Genomic DNA, 20,660 nt, shown 5'->3' on the forward strand with positions numbered 1-20,660 from the left:
CAGCTCTCTTACAGCCGTGGCAACAGCGGAATCAACCGCTCCAGGGCAACGCCTCGGCTGGCCTTCAGCAGGAGCACATCTCCGGAGGTCAGCCAGGCCGAGAGGGGAGCTGCTGCTGCTTCCGGGCTAGACACCAGCTGAAGATTGGGCAGCGATGCCGCCACCTCAGCCATCGCCGCCCCCTCCGCACCAGCATCCACAAGCACTAGGCCGTCCAACCCATGCTGAACGGCACGGGCCGCGACCTCACGATGTAACTCGAGGCTGCGTTCCCCAAGTTCCAACATGGTTCCCAGCACGGCAAAACGACGCCCCGGTTGAGCAGCCAACAGGTCAAGGGCCGCTAGAACCGCCTCGGGCGAAGCGTTGTAGGTCTCATCCAGGAGAGTCAACCCACCCTGTTGCAGGCGGCGGTTGCGCCCGCCAGGCACCATCACCTGCATCCCCGGCAACGCCTTGCGGGATACACCCAGCTGATCGGCTACAGCCACGGCCAGCAGCAGATTTCGGGCGTTGTGGCGCCCCTCAAGCTGTAGTGGGAGACGATCACCATCGATCAGCAACTGATTCCCATCAATGGCACCGATCAGATCGGCATCAGCCAGATCAGCATCGACCTGGGGATCGTCGACAAGGCGAACCCGCAACACGCGGCCGGACCAAACCGCTGCCAGGGCTCTCTCCAGCAGAGGATCACCGGCGGGAATCACCACGGTTCCCTTCGGATGAAGCCCAGCGGTGATTTCACACTTTGCGGCCGCAATCGCCTCGCGACTGCCGAGACGACCAATGTGGGCCGTTCCGATGTTGGTAATCACCGCCAGATCGGGCTCCGTGCAACGGGAGAGACGTTCAATCTCCCCAGGCCCTCGCATGCCCATCTCAATCACCAGGGCACGGTGATCAACATCGGCCTTCAACACCGTGAGTGGCACACCCACGTCGTTGTTGTTGTTGCCTTCACTGGCCTGAATCGGCCCCAGCGGTGCCAATGCCGCCCGTATCAATTCCCTCGTTGTGGTTTTGCCCGCCGAGCCTGTGACAGCCACCAGGGGTTGAGCCAGGGAACGGCGATGCAGCAAGGCCAACTGCTGATAGGCCAGGAGTGTGTCGTCGACCCGCCAATGCAGCAGATTCGGCGGCAGCGGCTGAGCCCAGCTGCGGTTCACAACAGCGGCCTGACCCTCCCGTTCAGGGAGTTGATCGAGGAAGTGATGGCCATCAAAACGCTCACCAACCAGGGGGACAAAGAAATCACCCACCTGGAGCTGACGGCTGTCGGTACAGACTCGTCCCAAGGCGGTATCGGGTTCAAACGTACCGCCCTCAGGTGTTCCCCAGGCATCGATCAGCTGACGCAGCGTCAGGGTCATGCCACCAACCCGAGATCAAAGAGGATCATGCCGCCCCCAACCCGAGCCGACCGCCCCAGCAGTTCGCCCTGTTCACTGAGCAACTGAAGACTGGAGTAGTCCAGATCGAGGGCGGATTGCAGCCAGCTGGAGGCGAGGGTCTGACGCTGGTCGACCGCCATCTGCTCCCACACGTCGACGGACAACTCCAACAGCAAGCGATCCTGCTCCGGAACGGGCTTGGCAGAACGAAGGAGTCCCTCGGGAACAGCTGTGTCCTGAAACAACTCAAAGAGGGGATCAAAACTGAGTTGGGGCTGGGAAGGCTCCTCTTGTTCCAAAGCCAGCGCGGATTGCACAGGCTCAGGCACGGGTGAAGGTTCCTCCGCCATGGGCTGTGGTGCTGGAATCAACTCAAGATCGGGCACCGCAAGGGGAGACTCCTGTGGCATCTCGACCGACTCCTGACGTGGATCGGTGCTGGCATGGGTCTGCCACCAACGCAGGCCCGCTACGGGAAACAACAACAGCAATACCAGCAGCAAGGGCCAAAAGCTGGGGGCCAGATCCCGAGGCCAGAAGCCTGGGACCGATAGCTCACCTTCTCGGTTGCGGCGCCAGAGCTCCTGGAACCGCAGCCGCAGATCGGCAGCCATGGCCTGCAGATTGCGTCCGAACTCCCGCCAAGGGCTGACGTAGGGAGCCGGAAGGTTGCCTGACAGCTCCCCGCTCTGGGGCTCAGATCGGGCCTCAGATTGGGAGTCAGATCGGGCGGGCTCGCTCAAACTCAACTGGATCGACGACCGAAGAGACGGTTCAGAGGATTACGACCAGCGGAGGGCATCCCAGAGGGAGCGATGGCCTCTTCAGGCTGGTCCTCAGAACGGGATGGATCTGCGGATTGCCCCTGAGAGAACTGTTCCACAAGGGCAGCATCCGGTGTGGGCTCTTTGATTCCACAGACGTCCTTGTACATGAGGTCGTAATCGACAGCGGAACGATCCCAGCTGTAGTCCTCATTCATGCCGCGTTTCTGCAGCTCGACCCAGCTATCGCGATGGCGGAAGGCCTCCCAGGCCCGCACCAAGGCCGTGTAGAAATCAATCGCTTCAAAACGATCGAAGCAGAATCCAGTGCCGCTCTCGGCAGCGGGGATGTGAGGCGGAACCGTATCGACAAGACCACCAACCTTGCGGACCACGGGGACCGACCCGTAGCGCATGGCATAAAGCTGGCTGATGCCACAGGGTTCAAAACGGCTGGGCATCAGGAAGGCATCACTGCCGGCGTAAATCAACCGCGACAGATCATCGTCATAGGTAAGGAAGACGGCGCATCTGCCTGGGTGACGCGAAGCGAGTTGCCAGAGACCGGATTCCAGCCCGCGATCACCGGTCCCCAGTACAACAATCTGCGTGTCGGTGTAGGCCAACAGTCGATCAGCAACCTGCAGCAGAAGATCGACTCCCTTCTGGTCGACGAGACGACTCACCATGCCGAGAACAAAGGCGTCCTGCCTCACCTCGAGCCCCATCCGCTCCTGGAGCACTTGCTTGCACACCGCCTTGCCGGACAGATCATCGGCACTGAAATTCGCCGGCAATGATCTGTCGGTCGCAGGATTCCAGGCATCGAGATCGATGCCGTTCAGGATGCCGCGCAGTTTGCCCGAAATGAAGTTGAGCAGACCCTCCAACTTTTCGCCGTACTCCGCCGTGCGGATTTCCTGGGCGTAGGTGGGAGAGACCGCATTGACGCGTTCGGCGTAAAGGAGAGCCGCCGCCATCGTGTGGTCCCCTTGCATGTACCAGGGGCACCAGGTCATCCGATCGAGTTTCCAGCGCCAGGGGCCCTGGTACTTGAGGTTGTGGATCGTGAACACCGTGCTGATTTCCGGGTCCTGATGCATCCACACCGGGATCATCCCGGTGTGCCAGTCATGGCAGTGCAGCACCTGGGGTTTCCAGACATTCCAGGAAAATTCAGCAGCGGCGCTGGCGAAAAAGGTGAAGCGCCAGTCCTCGTCGTCACCGCCGTAGACGCGCTCAGGGTCGAACACCGGGTGACCCACCAAGTAGATGGTCATCCCATTGGTGGGGTGCTTTGTTTCGTAGACGGCAAACTCAGTGCCCATCGTCTGAGCCCGCCAGATCGGATCCGCCGGCACGTTCAGGCGATTCCAAAGCTTGGCGTAGCCCGGCATGATCAGGCGCACGTCATGGCCGAGCTTGGCCAATGCCGGTGGGAGGGACCCGACCACATCGCCCATCCCTCCGACCTTGATCATCGGGGCGCATTCCGCTGCAGCGAAAAGGATGCGCATGTCTGAGATCGGCGTTGGCGCGGCGACTTTAAGGGGAATTTACGAATCTGTTACGTCAGGGGAGCACTGTCACCTGAGTTCCAAGCGACACCTGGCGATACAGGGCACTCACATCCTCGTTGTAAAGCCGCACACAGCCATGGGAAACGGCCCGTCCCACCGTCCAACGGTGGGGGGTGCCATGGAAGCCCGTGGTGGTGCATCCCTTGATCGTGATCCAGGCCTCTCCGTCATGGGCATCACGGCCCATGCAGTCACGATGGAAGGCGATCCAGTGGCTCCCCAAAGGATTGTCTGGCCCCTGCTCCTCAACGCGCTCGCCAGTGACTGGATGGACCCACACCGGATTTGGGATCTTCTGCAGCACTTCAAAACGGCCGGAGGGGGTCTCCCAACCAGGCATGCCGATGGCCACAGGGAAGGCGTTGCGCAAGTTGCCGTTATCGAGCAAGAACACACGGCGACGGCCGCGCAGCATCACGACATGGCGATTGGATTGCCCACGCAAATCCTGAGGGAGTGACGCCAGGCCAGCCGGGACTGAATCCATGGCGGCCGCCTGAAGCAGAGGCAGCGGATCCGGCAGAGGAAGAGGCAGCATGCCCGTCAGGGTAACCAGCCTGTTTCTGAAAAATCCGGCGGCCTCTTCTCAAGAAAGGCATTGCGCCCCTCCTTGGCTTCATCAGTTCGATAGAAGAGATGGGTGGCATTGCCGGCCAACTCCTGCAGCCCGGCGAGGCCGTCGGTTTCGGCATTGAAGGCGGCCTTGAGGCAACGGATGGCCGTGGGGCTGTGCTGCAGCACCTCCCGGGCCCAACGCACCCCCTCCGCCTCCAGCTGATCCAACGGCACCACGGCATTAACAAGCCCCATCTCCAGAGCCTCCTTGGCGCCATAGCGTCGGCAGAGAAACCAGATTTCACGGGCCTTGCGCTGACCAACCACCCGCGCCAGGTAGCCCGCACCAAAGCCGCCGTCGAAACTGCCGACCTTGGGTCCGGTCTGGCCAAACACGGCGTTGTCGGCGGCCAAGCTGAGGTCGCAGAGCAAATGCAGCACCTGGCCACCGCCCATGGCGTAGCCAGCCACCAGAGCGATCACCACCTTGGGCAGGCTCCGGATGATGCGCTGCAGATCCAGCACGTTCAGACGCGGCAGGCCGTCCTCGCCGACATAGCCGCCGTCACCGCGAACACTCTGATCACCGCCGGAACAGAAGGCATAACCACCATCAGGGGCCGGGCCCACGCCGGTGAACAGCACCACACCGATGTCACGGTCATCCCGGATGCGCGTGAAGGCATCACAGAGCTCCATCACCGTCTGCGGGCGGAAGGCGTTGCGCTTGGCGGGGCGGTTGATGGCCACGCGAGCCAGGCCGTCTGCGCAACGGTCCACAAGGATGTCCTGGTAACTGCCCCACGGAGTCCATTGCGCGGTTGGCGCACCGGGGAGCACCTGACGCATGTCACTCATCGGGTTCAGAGCTCGGTGCTTTCATTCTGAGCAGCGGCGCGCAGCTGCTGACGCAAGGCGGCATCACGACCACGGTCGGTGCACAGCCGCAACAACACCGGTCGCTTCTGCGACAACCCCCATGCCAAGGCCTCCTGGAGGTCATCCAGACAGGCCACCTGGCGCCCAGGGACCCCATGGGCTGCCGCCAAGGCCAGGGGATCCACCTGCTGGGGCATGGCGAAGAGTGATTCGAAGCCCGGTGTGGCAATGGGCAGCTGCTGAAAAATGCCACCACCGCCGTTATCGATCAGCAGCACCAGCAGTGGAGGTGGGGTTGCTGCAGAGGAGCCATGCAACCAGCCGTTGCTGTCGTGCAGCAACGCAAGATCACCGGTCACCAGAGCCAGCGGGCCAAGATTCACCGCCAGGCCCATGGCAAGGGACAAGGTGCCATCAATGCCGGAAGCTCCGCGGAAACTGAAGCAACGGTGGCTGCTGCTGGCAGGGCCGCTCCAGGTCAACCAGTCACGCACCGGTGAGCTGGCGGCCAACATCACCGGCAACTGACCTGGCAGCAGCTTGGGAAGCCAGTAGGCCAGGGCGGGTTCGTTGACCGCGCCGCTCAAGGGCAGCTGGGCCTCGATCCACGGCGAGAGATCATTTCTCCCCGCCGATGGCTTCTGCGTTGCGTCCGGGTCAGGGTGTTGGGCCATCCAGGCAGCCATGCCTCCAGACCACTGGCTGGCGCACCGCAGCGGATCAAGGGGCCTTGGATCTCCTTCCGTGATCAACAGCTGTGGGCCCTGATGGCGCTGAAGCCAGGCCTCCAGCCGCCGGCTGGCGGGCATCGGCCCAAGCCGCAACACCTGAGCGTTCTCAGGCAAGGCCAGCTCATCCAACTGCAGCTCCCAATGCTCGATGCGGTTGGGGCACTCGGCGGCAAGGGCGGCGAGCGGATCCGCCAGCACAGGCCAGCCGCTGACGTTCAACCAACGACGCACAGCTTGTTGGTAGGGCGCCAAAGCAGGCGAAAGTCCACGCCAAGGCCCGGCAATCACGACCCCAGGGCGCTCAGGATCAAGGCGAGGCGGAGGCGCAATCTCGGGCGAAAGCTCAGGGCAAGCCGTGGGTAAACAGGCACCCGAGACGAGCTGTTGTTGCTGCTCGAGAGTGGTGTGCAGCGGCTCCTCGAAGGGCAGGTTGAGCTGCACAGGGCCCGGTGGGCCACTGCCTGCCCCCTGGACTTTTTGCCAGGCCTGAACCGCCAGGGCGTTGAGGGCTTCGTTGGTCTGCGCATGAACACCTTCTGCCGCTCCACTGCCGACCCAGCGGCAGGCCGCGAGGAGGAAAGATTCCTGATTAACGGTCTGGTTGGCGCCGCAGTTTTTGAGCCGGGCGGGGCGATCCGCCGTGAGCAGCAGCAAAGGCTGACAGGAACGGTCCGCCTCCACCGCAGCGGGCAGCAGGTTGGCCACCGCGGTGCCGGAGGTGGTGACCACCGCCACGGCACGTCCATGGGCGGTCGCCATGCCGAGAGCCAGAAACGCGGCCGACCGCTCATCGATGGCCGTGACCAACTGCAGCTTCTCCTGGGACGCCAACACTCCCGCCGCTGTTGCCAGGGGGCCGGACCGGCTGCCAGGGCAGAGCACCAGCTGCTTCAGCCCCTGGAGGCACAACGCCTCAAGCAAGGTGAGCGCGGCCTGCAAATTGGTGCGGGCGGTGGACAGTGCAGCAGGCCAGGCTGGTGTGATCTTCGGTCAACGATGACCCAACCCACGACACCCGCTCCAGGGGACGACAGCAAGGGCTTCTGGCGCAATCTGATTCTCTGGGCCCTGCTGGCCCTGCTGCTGCGCTGGTTTGTGGTGGAACCGCGGTGGATTCCCTCCGGCTCGATGCTGCCCACCCTGCAACTGCAGGACCGCATCCTGGTGGAGAAAGTCAGGCCACGCCTGGCTCGCAGCCGCCACGGCCATCTGCACCGGGGCGATGTGGTGGTGTTCGCTCCGCCGGAGCAGCTCGTGGCCGCTGGCTATGACGCATCCGCAGCGCTGATCAAACGGGTGGTGGGCCTGCCTGGCGATCAGCTGGAAGTACGCGACGGGACCCTGATTCGCAATGGATCACCGCTGGTGGAGCCCTGGCTGAGGGAAGCGATCGATTACGACATGGCTCCGATCACCGTGCCGGCGGATCAACTGTGGGTCATGGGTGACAACCGCAATGCCAGCCTTGATTCCCATCTCTGGGGATCACTCCCAGAAACCAATGTGCTGGGCACGGCGGTTTGGCGGTATTGGCCGCTGCAGAGGTTCGGTCCGATACGGATCCCCGACACCAGCGCTGGCGGTTGAGACCGAGGGCTTGCGTTAGTGTCAGGGCCGTGATGTACATCACAGAGAATGTTTAACCCCGAGTTTCTGACAACTGACAGCAGTGACGGTCAAGCGGGGAACAGCCTGATCCAGTACTTGCAGGAGCAATCGCCAGACACTTTGCAGCGGGTCGCCAAATCAGCAAGCAACGATATTCAAGACATCATTCGCCATAACGTTCAGGGGCTGCTGGGAATGCTCCCTGGCGAGCACTTTGAGGTGAAAGTGACAGCCAACCGCGACAACCTCGCCAACATGTTGGCCTCAGCGATGATGACTGGGTATTTCCTGCGCCAAATGGAACAGCGCAAGGAGCTGGAAGAAACGCTGTTCGCTGATGAACAGATGGCGATCGAGCCGGAAGACGAGCTCAAGCTTTGATCACGGGCTGATCAGGCACGACGCCCAGATCCAGCAAACGCTGATCAATGGATCCAAGAAATTCCCAGTTCTCTGAACTGGGGGCCCAGTCCCGCTGTTGCAATGACGTGAGCAGTTGTTCAACGGTTTCGGGCGTGAATGTGACTGGCGCGCTGTAGTGGGCCGGCACCAGCCAGCGCAACTCAGCCAGGCCACCCAGCTCGTGCAACCAACGCAGAAGTGCGGCCTGTGCCCTAGGCAACACCAACCGCTCGAGCACCGGGGCCACCTGCAGCCTTGGGGCTTCGCTGCCCATCAAGCCATCGGCTGCAGCCTGCCAACCCGGCAGCCAGCGGAAGGGATACAGACCGAAGTGAGCCCGCAGAGAGCGAAGCCCTGGCTTGAAGGCGTCCCGCAGCAGCTCCGGAAGAGAAGGAACCTCCAGCGGTTCCGGTCTCAGATAGGAGGCAAAGAGAACCAATCGGGCCCAGCCGCGGCGGCGGGCCTCTGCCGAATCGGTGAGAGGCTCATCTCCGCGTTCACGGGCATGGAACAACAGCGGCGTTGGGTCGAGATCGAACAAGGCCGGGGGGTCAGCACTGATGCCCACCAGGGCGTCGGTCACCAACAGAGCTCCTGACGGGCGATGGAAACAGGACACTTCCTGGAAGCGACCGACGCCAAGGTCGAGCGGTCCCAACGACAACCACTCACAAACATCGCCATGGGGGAGACCATCGTCGAACAACACCTTGGTGCGGCCTGCCGGAACGCCCAGCCAGGCCAGGGGCAACTGCACCGGAAAGCTCCACTGGCCCGGACACACCCACACCTCCGCATCAGGGAAGGCGCGTGCCAAGGGGCCTAGGGGAAGCTTGTGCTCCAAACCAGACGCGGTGGGCAGCACGATCGAGCGCACCGGACCGTGCTGTTGTTCAAGGCCGGCGATGGCTTGGCGGACCTCTCCGGTGGGCGGCAAGGGGTTCACCAACATCAAGCCACCGGGCACCTTGGCCACGGTGAGCCGCACGGGCACCGCCACGTAATACACGCCTTGAAGCTGCTCAAGGCTCCAGAGCTGGCCTGGGATCAGCTCCCTGAACACAGTGCGACGGCGGCCATAGGGGTAGAGGGGCAGCAGCGGCCAGAAACCCCAGCGCTGATCCGCAGGATTCACACCAGCTCCAGCCACCACGCTCCCCATCAATGCAGTGATTCTGCAGAGGAATCGATCAGGCCAGGGTCAAACCACCCACCGCGGCGCAAAACAGGACCACCCGCCACGCCGGTTGCCGCCAGCTCACCAACAGCACAAACGCCACCAAGGCCAGGCTGAACTCAGCTCCGCCGCGGATGCCTGTTTGCCAGACGGGTTGAAACAACGCCGCCAGCAGAATGCCCACCACCGATGCATTGATGCCCAGCAAGGCTCGACGCATTGGAGCCAAACGGCCCAAGTCACTCCAGAAGGGCAAGAGCCCGCCAATCAACAAGAACGATGGGAAAAAGAGAGTAATGAGCGCCATCACAGAACCGGCGATGCCCTGAAGCCCAGGCTGCAGATCAAAGCCAAGAAAGGCCGCGAAGCTGAACATCGGCCCTGGCACCGCCTGGGCGGCGCCGTACCCCGCCAGAAACTGCTGCAGGTCGATCCAACCGTTGGGCACCAGCGCTTGCTCCAACAGGGGAAGCACCACATGGCCACCGCCGAACACCAAGGCACCCGTGCGCAGGAATCCACTGAGCTGCTGCACCAGCAGCGGCCTCGCCTCAGCGGACAGCCAGGGGAGAGCCACCAACAGCAGAGCTGCACAGGCAAGCAACCCCAGCGCCACCGAGCGCCGCAGCGGAACCATGAGACGTTCAGGCGCCAATGGCTCCAGCTCAGGTGGCGGCAGAGCACACAACCCCACCAACCCACCGAGCAGTAAGGCCAACAGCTGAGCCCAGACACGAGGCACCAACAGCACCAGCACGGCTGCCCCCACCATCAAGCTGGCCCGCTGCCGATCGGGGGCCAGTTTGCGCTGCAGGCCCAGAACGGCTTGGGCCACCACGGCCACAGCCGCCACCATCAAGCCATGCACCCAGCCCCCGTCGATCCAGGTGGGATGGGCTAAGAGCAGCGACGCCGCCAGCACCATCAACACGGCGGAGGGCAAGGTGAACCCCGCCCAGGCCGCCAGACCGCCAAGCCAACCGGCCCGCATCATCCCCAGACCCATGCCCACCTGGGAACTCGAGGGTCCAGGCAACAGTTGACAGAGCCCAACCAGATCGGCGTAGGCCTCAGCGGTGATCCAACGCTCCCGCTGCACAAAACGCTCGTGAAAGTAACCGAGGTGCGCCACGGGGCCTCCGAAGGACGTCAGCCCCAACACGAAGAACTGAACAAACACCTGCAGCGGCCTGGGCATCAAGCTGCCCATCTCAGGCAGGGAACAGGCGTCGGTTCCGATTGGCAATCGCCACCAAGGAGAGCATCACCGGAACCTCCACCAGCACACCAACAACCGTGGCTAAAGCCGCCCCGGAGTTCAAACCGAACAGGCTGATTGCCACCGCAACCGCCAACTCAAAAAAGTTGGACGCGCCGATCATGGCCCCAGGTGCCGCAATTGATCGCGGTTGGCCTGCTGAGCGCATCCAAAACGCTGTGATCCAGAAGATCAGATAGGCCTGGAGGATCAGGGGAATGGCGATCAAGACGATGGCCAGCGGATTGGCAAGGATCGCCTGGGCCTGGACCATGAACAGCAGCAACACGGTGGCGATCAAGGCGCCAATCGCTAAGGGCTTGAGCCGCGTCTCCAACCGCTCAATTCGGCGAGAACTTCGCAAACTCACCCGCGTCAACCACCCGGCCACCAGGGGAACCACGACGAACAAACCCACTGCTGTGAGCATCGTGTTCCAAGGCACCAGCACATCCGAGACCCCCAGCAGAAGCGCCGCAATCGGCGCGAAAGCAAACACCATGATCACGTCGTTCAGCGCGACCTGCACCAGGGTGTAATTGGGATCGCCATCGCTGAGGCGACTCCACACAAACACCATCGCCGTACAAGGCGCGACCCCGAGAAGAATCATCCCGGCCACATACTCCTGGCCAACAGCTGCCGGGATCCAGGCGGAAAACACACCACGGATGAACAGCCAGGCAAGGGCTGTCATGGTGAGCGGCTTGATCAGCCAGTTCACGACAGCCGTCACCAACAGCCCCCGTGGCTGCTGGCGAATCGCTCCGATGGAGGAAAAATCGACCGCCAACATCATTGGAAAAATCATTCCCCAGATCAGCACCGCGATCGGCAGATTGATCCCCACGACCTCCAACGCCGCGATTCCACCCGCCAGATCGGGGAACAACGCTCCAAGACCAACCCCAGCCACGATCGCCAGGGCGATCCAGAGAGAGAGGTAGCGCTCAAAAAGGCCCATTAATCCATCAAGGGATCTTGATGGAATGAGCCTATAGCGACGAAGTCCCCGCTCAAAAGCGAAGCAGCAAAAGAAGCCGAAGATTATCAAAGCGATAAGATCAGACCAAAAGACTTATTATTTGGGCACTGATAAGCAGGTCGCAATCAATCCTTATTTACCCCTTAACCTACAACAACAGGAGAGAGTTAAATTTCCAGATATCGAGCTCGACAGAGAAGGCGAATGGAAGACCTGTTAAATATTAAGCAGCTATCAGTGTCTTTTGGAGATGACAATTATGCAGTTCAAGATATCAACTTTTCAATCCAGGATGGAGAATTTGCAGTTCTCCTGGGTTCATCCGGGGCCGGCAAATCAACACTGCTTCGCTCTTTGAATGGATTGGTTCAACCGTGTGCAGGAAGCATTCATTCGCGGCACCACGGAGAAGTCAGCTCATGCTCCAAACGGCAGCTCCGCGCCCACCGGCGGGATACGGCGATGGTGTTCCAGCAGCATCAGCTGATTGACCGCTTATCAGTACTGGACAACGTGCTGATGGGGCGATTGGGGTACCACTCCTTCCTGCGTTCACTGCTTCCACTACCGGAGAGCGATCGTCAAAAAGCCCTTTCAGCCATTGAACGCGTTGGCCTGATCGACAAGGCACTGGCCCGCGTCAAAGACCTCAGTGGTGGCCAGCAGCAGCGCGTTGGAATCGCTCGGGCCCTTGTGCAGGAACCACGCCTCATCCTCGCGGATGAGCCGATCGCCAGCTTGGATCCAGAGAGTTCGCTGCAGATTCTTTCGCTGTTGAAGGACATCTGCCAACGCGATCGGATTGCTGTTCTGGTGAGTCTGCACCAAGTGGAATTCGCGCGTCAGTTTGCCGATCGAATCATTGGCATGGCAGCTGGTCACATCATCTGTGACCAACACTCCTTGACCCTTGAGGACAGCGACATTCACGCCCTGTATCGCCACAAGATCGAGGCAGCGGTTACCTAAAAAACCGCCGTCTCGAGTTCAGGCTTGCTCTTCATTTCTTCACCATGTTGTCCCAAGCTGCGCGTTTTACAGCCGTCGCTTTCTCCTCTGCTGCGATTTTCCTGGTTGGTTGCTCCAGCCAAACAACGACTGGTAAGTCTGCCGACACCAGTGATCCCGACAAGCTGATTGTTGCCCTGATTCCGGATGAAAATGCCGCAACGGTGATTCAGGACAATCAGGGGCTCAAGGATTTCCTCAATCAGAAACTCGGTAAGGAGATCGAACTGGTGGTCACCACCGATTACTCCTCCATGATCGAGGCGGCCCGCAACGATCGCATCGACCTGGCCTATTTCGGACCGCTGTCGTACGTCTTGGCCAAAACCAAGAGCGAGATCGAACCGTTCGCCGCACGGATCAAGGGTGGCACCAAGACCTACAACTCGTGTCTGATCGGCAACACCGAAGCCGGTGTGACCGACTTTGAAGCGATCAAAGGCAAAACCTTTGCCTTTGGAGACCCAGCTTCAACCTCCAGTCGCATGTTCCCGGAACTGACCCTCAAAGAGAATGGCCTCACCAAGGGTGAGGACTACGAGGGGGTGTTCCTCGGGGCACATGACGCTGTGGCCTTGGCGGTTCAGAACGGTAATGCTCAAGCCGGTGGGATGGCCTGCCCGATTTTTGAGTCGATGAAGGAGAAGGGCAAAATCGACGACACGAAAGTGACGTTGATCGCCAAATCAGCACCGATCCCGCAGTACCCCTGGACGATGCGCTCGTCGTTGAAGCCCGAACTGAAGGAGACCATCAGCACCACCTTCATTGAGCTGAACGACGAGAGCGTCCTGAAGCCCTTCAAGGCCGATGGATTCGCCGTGATTACGGATCAGGACTATGACGGCATCCGCAAGGCGGGTGATCTTCTGGGCCTCGACCTCGGCAAGTTCGTCAACTGAACAGGTACCTCCGTCCCGATGGTTCACACCATCGGGACATTTTTTATCTCCCGTTATGAGCGCTTCCGTTGATTCCTATCGCGCCATTCTTCGGCGCCATGAGCTGCGATGGCGGCAGCAATTCCTCCGTGTTCTGGTGATTCTCACGGCGGTGGTTGGTTCCCTGTCCGTTGTGGGCCTGTTTGATCCGAATCGAATCGCCACCGGGGTGCCGGCGATTTTGAACTTGCTGCCTGAAATGTTCCCACCGGATTTCGGGCGGTGGCAGTTCTGGATCAAGCCCTTGATCGACTCGATGGCCATGAGCATCGCGGGCACCTCAATCGCTGTTTTCTTCTCACTGTTGCTCTGTTTCTTCGCAGCAAGAAACACCAGCCCCAGCCGTGGCTTGTACGTCATGGCCACCGCAATACTCAACGTGACCCGAGCCGTTCCCGAGCTAATTCTCGGCATGATTCTTGTGGCCGCCGTGGGCTTCGGAGCACTGCCCGGAACGCTGGCCCTCGGTCTTCACTCCGTTGGCATGCTCGGCAAGTTCTACGCCGAGGCGATCGAGCTGTGTGATCAAGAACCGATCGAAGCCGCCCGCTCATCAGGGGCATCTGAACTGCAGGTGATCGTTCACAGCATCCTTCCCCAGGTGTTCCCAGCCATGGCGGATGTCACGTTCTACCGCTGGGAATACAACTTTCGAGCCTCGATGGTGGTGGGCGCCGTGGGTGCCGGCGGCATTGGCTTGGAAATCATCAGTGCCCTGCGGATCATGGAGTACCAACAGGTCTCAGCCCTGCTGTTGGTGGTGCTCGTGGTGGTTACGGCGCTCGATTCAATGAGCAATGCCCTGCGCCATTGGATGGTGCAATGACAACCCTCGTAAGCCATCAACACCGGCCCCATCTGGTGGTCACGAACTATGTGCAAGAGGAGGTCATTGACTTCCTCTCCGAATTCGCACGGGTCACCGCCAATCGCAGCCGGGAACCCTGGAGCCGTCGATCTTTGCTGGAGGCAGCAGCGGACGCCGACGGCCTGCTGATGTTCATGCCGGATTGCGTCGATGCCGACTTTCTTGATCACTGCCCGCGGCTGCGCTCGATTGCCGGAGCCCTGCGTGGTTTCGACAACTTCGATCTCTCCGCCTGCGATGCACGGGAGATTCGCTATCAATTCATCCCCAATTTGTTGGCGGCACCAACGGCAGAACTCACCGTTGCGATGCTGATCAGCCTGGCGCGATCCATCCCGGCAGGGGACGCCTTTGTGCGCACAGGTCAGTTCCCTGGATGGCGGCCGAACTTCTACTCCAAAGGAGTGATTAACAGCACAGTTGGCATCGTGGGAATGGGGCAACTCGGCCTTGAATTCGCCGAGCGCATGCGGGGCTTCGGCGCAACGATCCTCTACAGCGATCCCATTCGTCTTGATCGCCAATCTGAGCAACGTCTTGAACTGCAGCATGTGGAGTTCAACGACGTAATTGAACACAGTGATCACCTGGTGCTGATGGTGCCGCTCACAAACGACACGCTGCATCTGATCAATGCGGATGTATTGGCCCGTTGCAAGCCGGGAGCGGTGCTGATCAATCCATGCCGCGGCTCGGTGGTGGATGAACAGGCTGTTGTGCAGGCACTGCAATCGGGCCAGCTGGGGGGCTACGGAGCAGATGTTTTTGAGATGGAGGACTGGGCCCGACAGGACCACCCCAATTCCATTCCCCAGGCCTTGCTCGATCAACGCGATCACACCGTGCTCACGCCGCACATCGGTTCGGCCGTCCAATCGATCCGCGACGACATCGCCATGACGGCGGCCCGCAATCTCAAGGCACTTGTTCAGACCACCCTGTTGCCGATCAGATGACCAACATCACAACGCACTGGGATCCGAAGGATCTCCTTCAATTCAAAGGGCTTCATCAGCAAGACGGTGTCGTTCATGTGCCTGGCTTGGTGGCAAGCGAAGCCATGGCCGAGCTGTTGGCTTGGGTTGACGACATCTCCAACGCGTCAACCTTGGGGCGCCACTACTTCGAAAGCACAGCCCACGGCCGGGTCAAAGCGCGAACCGAAGACTTCGCCAAGGATCACCCTCCACTGCATCAGTTCCTAACCCAAGGGCGGGTGCACGACGTGCTCGAAGCATTGTTTGGCGAGCCACCGGTGCTGTTCAAGGAAAAGATCAACTACAAGCACCCCGGTGCAGCCGGGTATGCCCCCCATCAGGATGCACCGGCCTATCCGTATGGATCCCTGCACATCACGATGCTGCTGGCCTTGGATTCAGCTGATACCAGCAATGGTTGCTTGGAATTCGCCAAGGGGGCCCATCACAACGGGGTGATTGGAGTGAATGCCGATGGATGTCTACCGATTGAGCAGGCATCTCAACTTGAATGGACGCCGATGCCTGTGGCTGCTGGAGACGCTGTGTTCTTCAACTCCTTTGCGCCGCACCGCAGCGGCACCAACCGCTCTGATCGTTCACGCCGCGCGCTGTACGTCACCTACAACGCCAGCTCCGAAGGCGATTTGAGATCGGAGTACTACGACCACAAAAAGCAGGCGCTGGCTGAAGGGCGCGTCAGCTTGATCAACCATTTTCTCGGGGAGGACGTCTCATGACTGCACTGGCCGACCACGCCATGGAATGGATGAAATCCATGCAAGCGGGGGGTCGCGAAGAGCGCGTTGATCTGCTCTTCGCCTATCTCAACACCCACGGGCAATCCAGCTACGACCCATCGGTGACGCAGCTGGAGCATGCTTTGCAGACAGCACTTCTGGCACACCAGGAGTCGCACCAGCCCCACATGGTGGTGGCATCACTGCTTCATGACATCGGCCATCTGATGATCGATGAACACGATGAACGGGGAGATTTCCTCGATCAAGACTGTGCCCATGAGGCCGTCGCAGCCCGAGCACTCTCGGTGTTCTTCCCTGCGCAGGTCGTTGCCCCCGTACAGCGTCATGTCTCAGCCAAACGGCTGCTGTGTTCGCTGGATGAGACGTATTACGCGGGGCTATCGGATGCGTCGAAACGCAGTTTCGCTGTGCAGGGTGGAGAACTGAGCCGTTCAGAAGCGATGCGTCTCTTGGAATTGGAGGGGATGAACGATGCCATGGCGCTGCGGCGCTGGGACGACCGGGCCAAGGTTCACGGGGTTGAAGTGCCCGACTTGGATGCCTACCGGCAGGTCGTCTTGGACCATCTCCTGTAAAGCAGGATTCAAGCGAGGTCAGCTGTCTGGGAGTTGCACACCATTGATCCCAGTTGCACACAATTCCAGGGACAAATTAGGGACAAGCCCCTCAGGCCTATTCCTGTAACTAGGAGCTAAGTGGCAGCAGCGGCCAGAAACCCCAGCGCTGATCCGCAGGATTCACACCAGTTCCAGCCACCACGCTCCCCATCAATGCAGTGATTCTGCAGAGGAATCGATCAGGCCAGGGGCAAACCGCCAACCGCGGCGCAAAACCACCCTGCGTCAACCATCCAAACGACTCAGAAAGAGCTCGATGACCATCAAACAGAGGTGAGTTGAGCCGATTCGAACGGCATCCAGTCGTTTGTATGGCTCTCCTGAAATGGAATGGCTAACTCTGAAGACAGCAAGTTGCTTGCCGCCCGATGCGTCGGATTGAACTTGGTCTTTTGGTGTTAGCTCTTTTCGGTTTAGGAGGCGTCACAGGACTCCCTGCTCAAGCGGCACAACCCACCTACTGCGAATCCAACGTCGGATCACCCAGTGATCTGAAGGAGTTGAAACACGGGCTCCTGCAGGGCTACCTCGATCCGAAAACGCTTCCCGACTCCCTCAAACTGCTTGCTCCGCCGCCGGCACCTGGATCAGCAGCACAGGCACTCGATGAAGAGATCTCCAAGGACAATTTTTCACATGAAGGTACTGCACGCTGGAGTCAAGCAGCGACAGATGCCGATCTTCACTTCCCTGCCGCCGCATCGATTTTTTCCTGCAGTGTGGGCATCGAGATTTCCGAAGAACGCACACCAAGGCTTTACACGCTCCTTCGCCGATCACTCACCGATGCGGGATTGGCGTCCTACAAAGCCAAGAACCACTACCAGCGATCAAGGCCGTTCATGAGCAATGGGGAGTCGATCTGCACCCCTGATGATGAGAGTGCTCTGCGGTCCGACGGCTCCTATCCATCCGGGCACACCTCTGTGGGCTGGGCCTGGGCTCTAATCCTCAGTGAGATTGCCCCCAACCAACAGGATCAGATCCTGCAACGGGGAATGGATTACGGAAGGAGCCGAAACATCTGCAACGTGCACTGGCACAGCGACGTTCAAGCGGGGCAGCTCATTGGCGCAGCAACGGTCGCACAACTGCATGCCAACCCCGTATTCCGTGCTGATCTGCGGGCTGCACGCAAAGAAGTGAAGGTGCAGCAAGCCACCAACAACATTGCCAACTCGATCAGCTGCAAGCGGGAGCAAGCGGCATTGCAGCCCTAACCAACCAAGAAGAAGAAACAAACAACAACAACACAAGCAGACAACATCTCCAAGGCTGAGCCATGCCCTCCACCATTGTCTTGAATGCCGATCCAGATGTTTGCCCCGCCATGGGGACCTGGATCACCAATAACACCCAGCTGCTCTCAGGTTTTTCTCTTCTCATCGCCGAAGACGTGATCGAGGAGCTCACCCTGCGCCATGAATTAGGTGGGCTTTCGATCATTCCCTGTCGTGCCATCCGTGACGGTGGGGATATCAGCATGGCGGCCAAGGTCCTCGAAGGAGAGATCAGTGGCCTGGTCCATTTCCCGGCTCCACCTGAACAAATGAGCAGGGATGTGCTCGCCGAACCACTGGTTCGTGCGGCCCTGCTCTGCGACTTGCCGATCGCCCTAAATCCAGCCACGGCATCCGCCCTGTTGCAAGGCATAAAACGCAGTCGGCGGGGCTATCTGATTTTCAATCCAATCTCCGGTCAAGGGGATCCTGAGACAGAACTCGCCGAGATTCGAAGTCATCTCGAACCACAATTCATGCTGCAGGTTTGGAAAACCCAGCCGGATCTTGATCCTGCCGAGCAAGCTAAAGAGTTGATCAAGGAGATCAAAGCATTCGATGCCGAAGGAGATGGCGAATCGATCATCATTGCCTCGGGCGGTGATGGAACCGTTGGTGCCGTTGCCAGTGCCCTGCAGGGCAGTGATATCCCTCTAGGCATTATTCCCCGTGGCACAGCCAACGCCTTTTCCGTTGCCCTGGGCATCCCCACAGGAGTGAAGGCCGCCTGCACCAATTTGCTTTTGGGCAATCTGCGACGGGTCGATGTGGCCTTGTGCAACGACCGGCCCATGATCCTGCTGGCTGGCCTTGGCTTTGAAGCGGGGATGGTGGATAAAGCCAGCCGTGAACTGAAAAACATCCTTGGCCCGATGGCCTACATCTTTTCTGGTGCCCGGCAGCTGGTGGATCAACAACCATTCCAAGCCACCCTGCAGATCGATGGCAACGAATACCAGCTGGATACGAGCGCCATCACCGTGGCCAATGCCGCACCAGCCAGTTCGGTGATGGCGCAGGGGTTCGGAGAAGTGATTCCCGATGATGGGCTTCTTGAAGTGATTGTGGCCACTCCCAAAGACCGCATTGGTGGTTTTTCGGTGCTGTCCAGCCTCGCCTGGTCGGCCATCAAAAGCAGCAACGCCAACCACAGCAACATTGCCTGTTTTCGAACCAAGCAGATTCAAATCAAGTTGAACGACGTTCAAAAACTGGTGATTGATGGAGAAGTGCTCGATGCACAAACCGTCACGGTGAGCGTGAACCCTCAAGCCTTGCAAGTGGTGGCACCCATCCCACTGAAATTTTGAATTTCGCCAGCGATCCCCCCCTTCAACGCAAGATCAGCCAGATGGGCAAGCGCGTGCGCTGGCAGCATCCGGAGCTGATACGTCGCGGGATCGATCAAACCCGACTCGTAATCAACAACGCCAATGGCACCCCTGCAGCGCACGATGCCTTTCACTTCTTAGTTCTTGGCGACAGTGGCACTGGCCGTCATCGGCGGCACAGCCCACCCCGTCGAATTGCGGAACGACTTCTGCCCCACAAAAAAGGCGCTGCCTTTTTGCTCCACACCGGAGATGTGGTGTATCTGGTGGGGGCTGCTGATCAGTACCGCGACAACTTTCTGAAGCCCTACAGGGAGTGGCTCCATCACAGTGAGGATTGGCAAACCATCAGCCATGAGGGGCTTGTCTTCAACCAACCCTTCCTTCCGGTTCCGGGAAATCACGACTACTACGACCTCTCCATTCCGGTGGCATTGATTGCAGGTGTCACCCTGCCATTGCGGCGGCATCTGCAATGGATGCATGACATCGACGCCGGATGGCGCGGCTCACGGCAGGGGGAAACCTATGCCCGCGCATTCCTTGATGTTCTCGCCGACATCCCCTTAACCCATCTCGGCGATCACCTTGACAAGCACTACGACGTCTCGTGGGACGGAAAACGATGCCTGCGCTACCAACCCGGGATCAACACTCGATTGCCCAACCGCTACTACCGCTTCCGGCATTCGGGTGTTGACGTTTTTGCAATCGATTCGAACACACTGTTGACAACAGCCAAGCCGTCGACAAGCAACGTTAAACGTCGGCAAGAGCTACGCAGTCTTGAACAACAACAAGCCAATCTCTATAGAGATTTGGCGAACAGCAATCTCAGCGAAGAGAATCGCGATGCACTCCTCGATGAACTTGAAACGCTTCAGGAGGAATGCTTCGATCTTCAACGCCATTTCAGGCCCAGTGCATCCGTTGATCAAGAGCAACTGACCTGGCTCAAGCAAGGGCTAATCGCGTCCCATCGTGATCCCGACGCACGTGGACGCATCTTGACGATGCATCACCCCGCTTATGTCACAGAAAAAACCAAATGGAGTCAGGCCGATACGCAGGCGATTCGCAACCACCTCAGGGATGTCTTCGACGAGGTTGCTTCATCTCTTGGGGGCGCCCTTAATTCACCTTTAGTAGATCTTGTTCTCAGTGGCCATGCCCACTGCATGGAGGTGCTGCGTACCCATGAAACCGGACACGCCGATCGCGAGATCAACTGGGTGATCTGCGGCGGAAGCGGCTATGGGCTCCGCATGCAACGGCGTGAGGGCCCTGAGCTGATCGAACAGGGCGAGGCAGGAAACAGCAGCGTGATCGCCAGCAACAACCTCTTCATCGGACGGAACTGGAATGGCACTGCTGAAGGAGATGCCTACAGCGGCCTGCGCATCGACATTGCTGAGGGAAAGCCGCTCAGGATGTCCTTAACACCGTTGGTGTCGTCCCGAACCAGCAAGGGATGGATTGATGCAGAACCTGCTCCAATCACTCTGGGGGGGTAGGTCGTGAGCAAGACAAAGCTCATACAG

Annotated in this window: 20 protein-coding genes; 11 read left to right on the top strand and 9 right to left on the bottom strand. The window is 59.7% G+C overall.

Annotated features, from left to right (window positions below; translation table 11 throughout):
* Positions 1-8: 8 nt before the first annotated feature.
* Genes murF through menD form a run of 6 tightly spaced genes read right to left on the bottom strand, consistent with a single transcriptional unit; the run spans position 9 to position 6,842 of the window.
* The gene (murF, locus tag DXY29_RS04845; RefSeq protein ID WP_115023411.1) at positions 9-1,373 is read right to left on the bottom strand and encodes a UDP-N-acetylmuramoyl-tripeptide--D-alanyl-D-alanine ligase; all 1,365 of its coding nucleotides are present in this window, start codon (positions 1,371-1,373) and stop codon (positions 9-11) included.
* A complete protein-coding gene (locus tag DXY29_RS04850) occupies positions 1,370-2,137 on the bottom strand; it encodes a hypothetical protein (RefSeq protein ID WP_244279312.1) in 768 nt (255 codons plus the stop codon). Before DXY29_RS04850 ends, murF begins: the two co-directional genes overlap by 4 nt.
* 2 nt (positions 2,138-2,139) lie before the next feature.
* Positions 2,140-3,675 carry a glycogen synthase GlgA gene (gene glgA / locus DXY29_RS04855; RefSeq protein WP_115023415.1) on the bottom strand — a complete coding sequence of 512 codons (1,536 nt, stop codon included), beginning with the start codon at positions 3,673-3,675 and terminating at the stop codon, positions 2,140-2,142.
* Between the two features lie 55 nt (positions 3,676-3,730).
* Positions 3,731-4,276: a L,D-transpeptidase gene (locus tag DXY29_RS04860; RefSeq protein WP_115023417.1), complete on the bottom strand. Its 546-nt coding sequence runs from the start codon at positions 4,274-4,276 to the stop codon at positions 3,731-3,733.
* A 5-nt stretch (positions 4,277-4,281) separates the two neighbouring features.
* A complete protein-coding gene (gene menB, locus DXY29_RS04865; protein ID WP_115023418.1) occupies positions 4,282-5,151 on the bottom strand; it encodes a 1,4-dihydroxy-2-naphthoyl-CoA synthase in 870 nt (289 codons plus the stop codon).
* Between the two features lie 5 nt (positions 5,152-5,156).
* Positions 5,157-6,842, bottom strand: coding sequence for a 2-succinyl-5-enolpyruvyl-6-hydroxy-3-cyclohexene-1-carboxylic-acid synthase (gene menD, locus DXY29_RS04870; protein WP_115023420.1), 1,686 nt, complete (start codon positions 6,840-6,842; stop codon positions 5,157-5,159).
* Between the two features lie 57 nt (positions 6,843-6,899).
* On the opposite strand from menD, the gene lepB reads away from it, so the two are divergent.
* Both lepB and DXY29_RS04880 read left to right on the top strand, forming a co-directional pair.
* Positions 6,900-7,490: a signal peptidase I gene (lepB, locus tag DXY29_RS04875; RefSeq protein WP_115023421.1), complete on the top strand. Its 591-nt coding sequence runs from the start codon at positions 6,900-6,902 to the stop codon at positions 7,488-7,490.
* Positions 7,491-7,538: 48 nt separating this feature from the next.
* A complete protein-coding gene (locus tag DXY29_RS04880; protein WP_115023423.1) occupies positions 7,539-7,892 on the top strand; it encodes a DUF760 domain-containing protein in 354 nt (117 codons plus the stop codon).
* Here DXY29_RS04880 and DXY29_RS04885 read toward each other — a convergent pair.
* Genes DXY29_RS04885 through arsB form a run of 3 tightly spaced genes read right to left on the bottom strand, consistent with a single transcriptional unit; the run spans position 7,882 to position 11,312 of the window.
* Entirely contained in the window at positions 7,882-9,075 is a 1,194-nt protein-coding gene (locus DXY29_RS04885; RefSeq protein WP_115023424.1) for a DUF4336 domain-containing protein, read from the bottom strand. The genes DXY29_RS04880 and DXY29_RS04885 overlap by 11 nt on opposite strands.
* A 28-nt stretch (positions 9,076-9,103) precedes the next feature.
* A complete protein-coding gene (gene chrA, locus DXY29_RS04890) occupies positions 9,104-10,288 on the bottom strand; it encodes a chromate efflux transporter (RefSeq protein WP_115024244.1) in 1,185 nt (394 codons plus the stop codon).
* A 13-nt stretch (positions 10,289-10,301) separates the two neighbouring features.
* Positions 10,302-11,312, bottom strand: coding sequence for an ACR3 family arsenite efflux transporter (gene arsB / locus DXY29_RS04895; RefSeq protein ID WP_115023426.1), 1,011 nt, complete (start codon positions 11,310-11,312; stop codon positions 10,302-10,304).
* 225 nt (positions 11,313-11,537) lie between these two features.
* Here arsB and phnC point away from each other — a divergent pair, with 225 nt between their 5' ends.
* From phnC to DXY29_RS04940, 9 genes are all read left to right on the top strand, one after another.
* A complete protein-coding gene (phnC, locus tag DXY29_RS04900; protein ID WP_115023428.1) occupies positions 11,538-12,302 on the top strand; it encodes a phosphonate ABC transporter ATP-binding protein in 765 nt (254 codons plus the stop codon).
* A 44-nt stretch (positions 12,303-12,346) separates the two neighbouring features.
* Complete coding sequence (phnD, locus tag DXY29_RS04905) at positions 12,347-13,243, top strand: phosphate/phosphite/phosphonate ABC transporter substrate-binding protein (RefSeq protein ID WP_115023429.1); 897 nt, start codon at positions 12,347-12,349, stop codon at positions 13,241-13,243.
* A 55-nt stretch (positions 13,244-13,298) separates the two neighbouring features.
* Positions 13,299-14,108: a phosphonate ABC transporter, permease protein PhnE gene (gene phnE, locus DXY29_RS04910; protein WP_115023431.1), complete on the top strand. Its 810-nt coding sequence runs from the start codon at positions 13,299-13,301 to the stop codon at positions 14,106-14,108.
* Positions 14,105-15,106, top strand: a complete 1,002-nt coding sequence (locus DXY29_RS04915; RefSeq protein WP_115023433.1) for a phosphonate dehydrogenase — start codon at positions 14,105-14,107, stop codon at positions 15,104-15,106. Before phnE ends, DXY29_RS04915 begins: the two co-directional genes overlap by 4 nt.
* Positions 15,103-15,867 carry a phytanoyl-CoA dioxygenase family protein gene (locus tag DXY29_RS04920; RefSeq protein ID WP_115023435.1) on the top strand — a complete coding sequence of 255 codons (765 nt, stop codon included), beginning with the start codon at positions 15,103-15,105 and terminating at the stop codon, positions 15,865-15,867. The genes DXY29_RS04915 and DXY29_RS04920 overlap by 4 nt, the downstream gene beginning before the upstream one ends.
* Positions 15,864-16,466: an HD domain-containing protein gene (locus DXY29_RS04925; protein ID WP_244279313.1), complete on the top strand. Its 603-nt coding sequence runs from the start codon at positions 15,864-15,866 to the stop codon at positions 16,464-16,466. Before DXY29_RS04920 ends, DXY29_RS04925 begins: the two co-directional genes overlap by 4 nt.
* Before the next feature lie 410 nt (positions 16,467-16,876).
* Positions 16,877-17,728, top strand: coding sequence for a phosphatase PAP2 family protein (locus DXY29_RS04930; RefSeq protein WP_115023437.1), 852 nt, complete (start codon positions 16,877-16,879; stop codon positions 17,726-17,728).
* Positions 17,729-17,790: 62 nt separating this feature from the next.
* On the top strand, positions 17,791-19,098 hold the full coding sequence (locus DXY29_RS04935; protein WP_115023438.1) for a YegS/Rv2252/BmrU family lipid kinase: 1,308 nt from the start codon (positions 17,791-17,793) through the stop codon (positions 19,096-19,098).
* Positions 19,095-20,633 carry a metallophosphoesterase gene (locus DXY29_RS04940; protein ID WP_115023440.1) on the top strand — a complete coding sequence of 513 codons (1,539 nt, stop codon included), beginning with the start codon at positions 19,095-19,097 and terminating at the stop codon, positions 20,631-20,633. Before DXY29_RS04935 ends, DXY29_RS04940 begins: the two co-directional genes overlap by 4 nt.
* Positions 20,634-20,660: the final 27 nt, after the last annotated feature.

Origin of the sequence: Synechococcus sp. UW69 (assembly GCF_900474185.1) — a bacterium.
Classification (GTDB): domain Bacteria; phylum Cyanobacteriota; class Cyanobacteriia; order PCC-6307; family Cyanobiaceae; genus Parasynechococcus.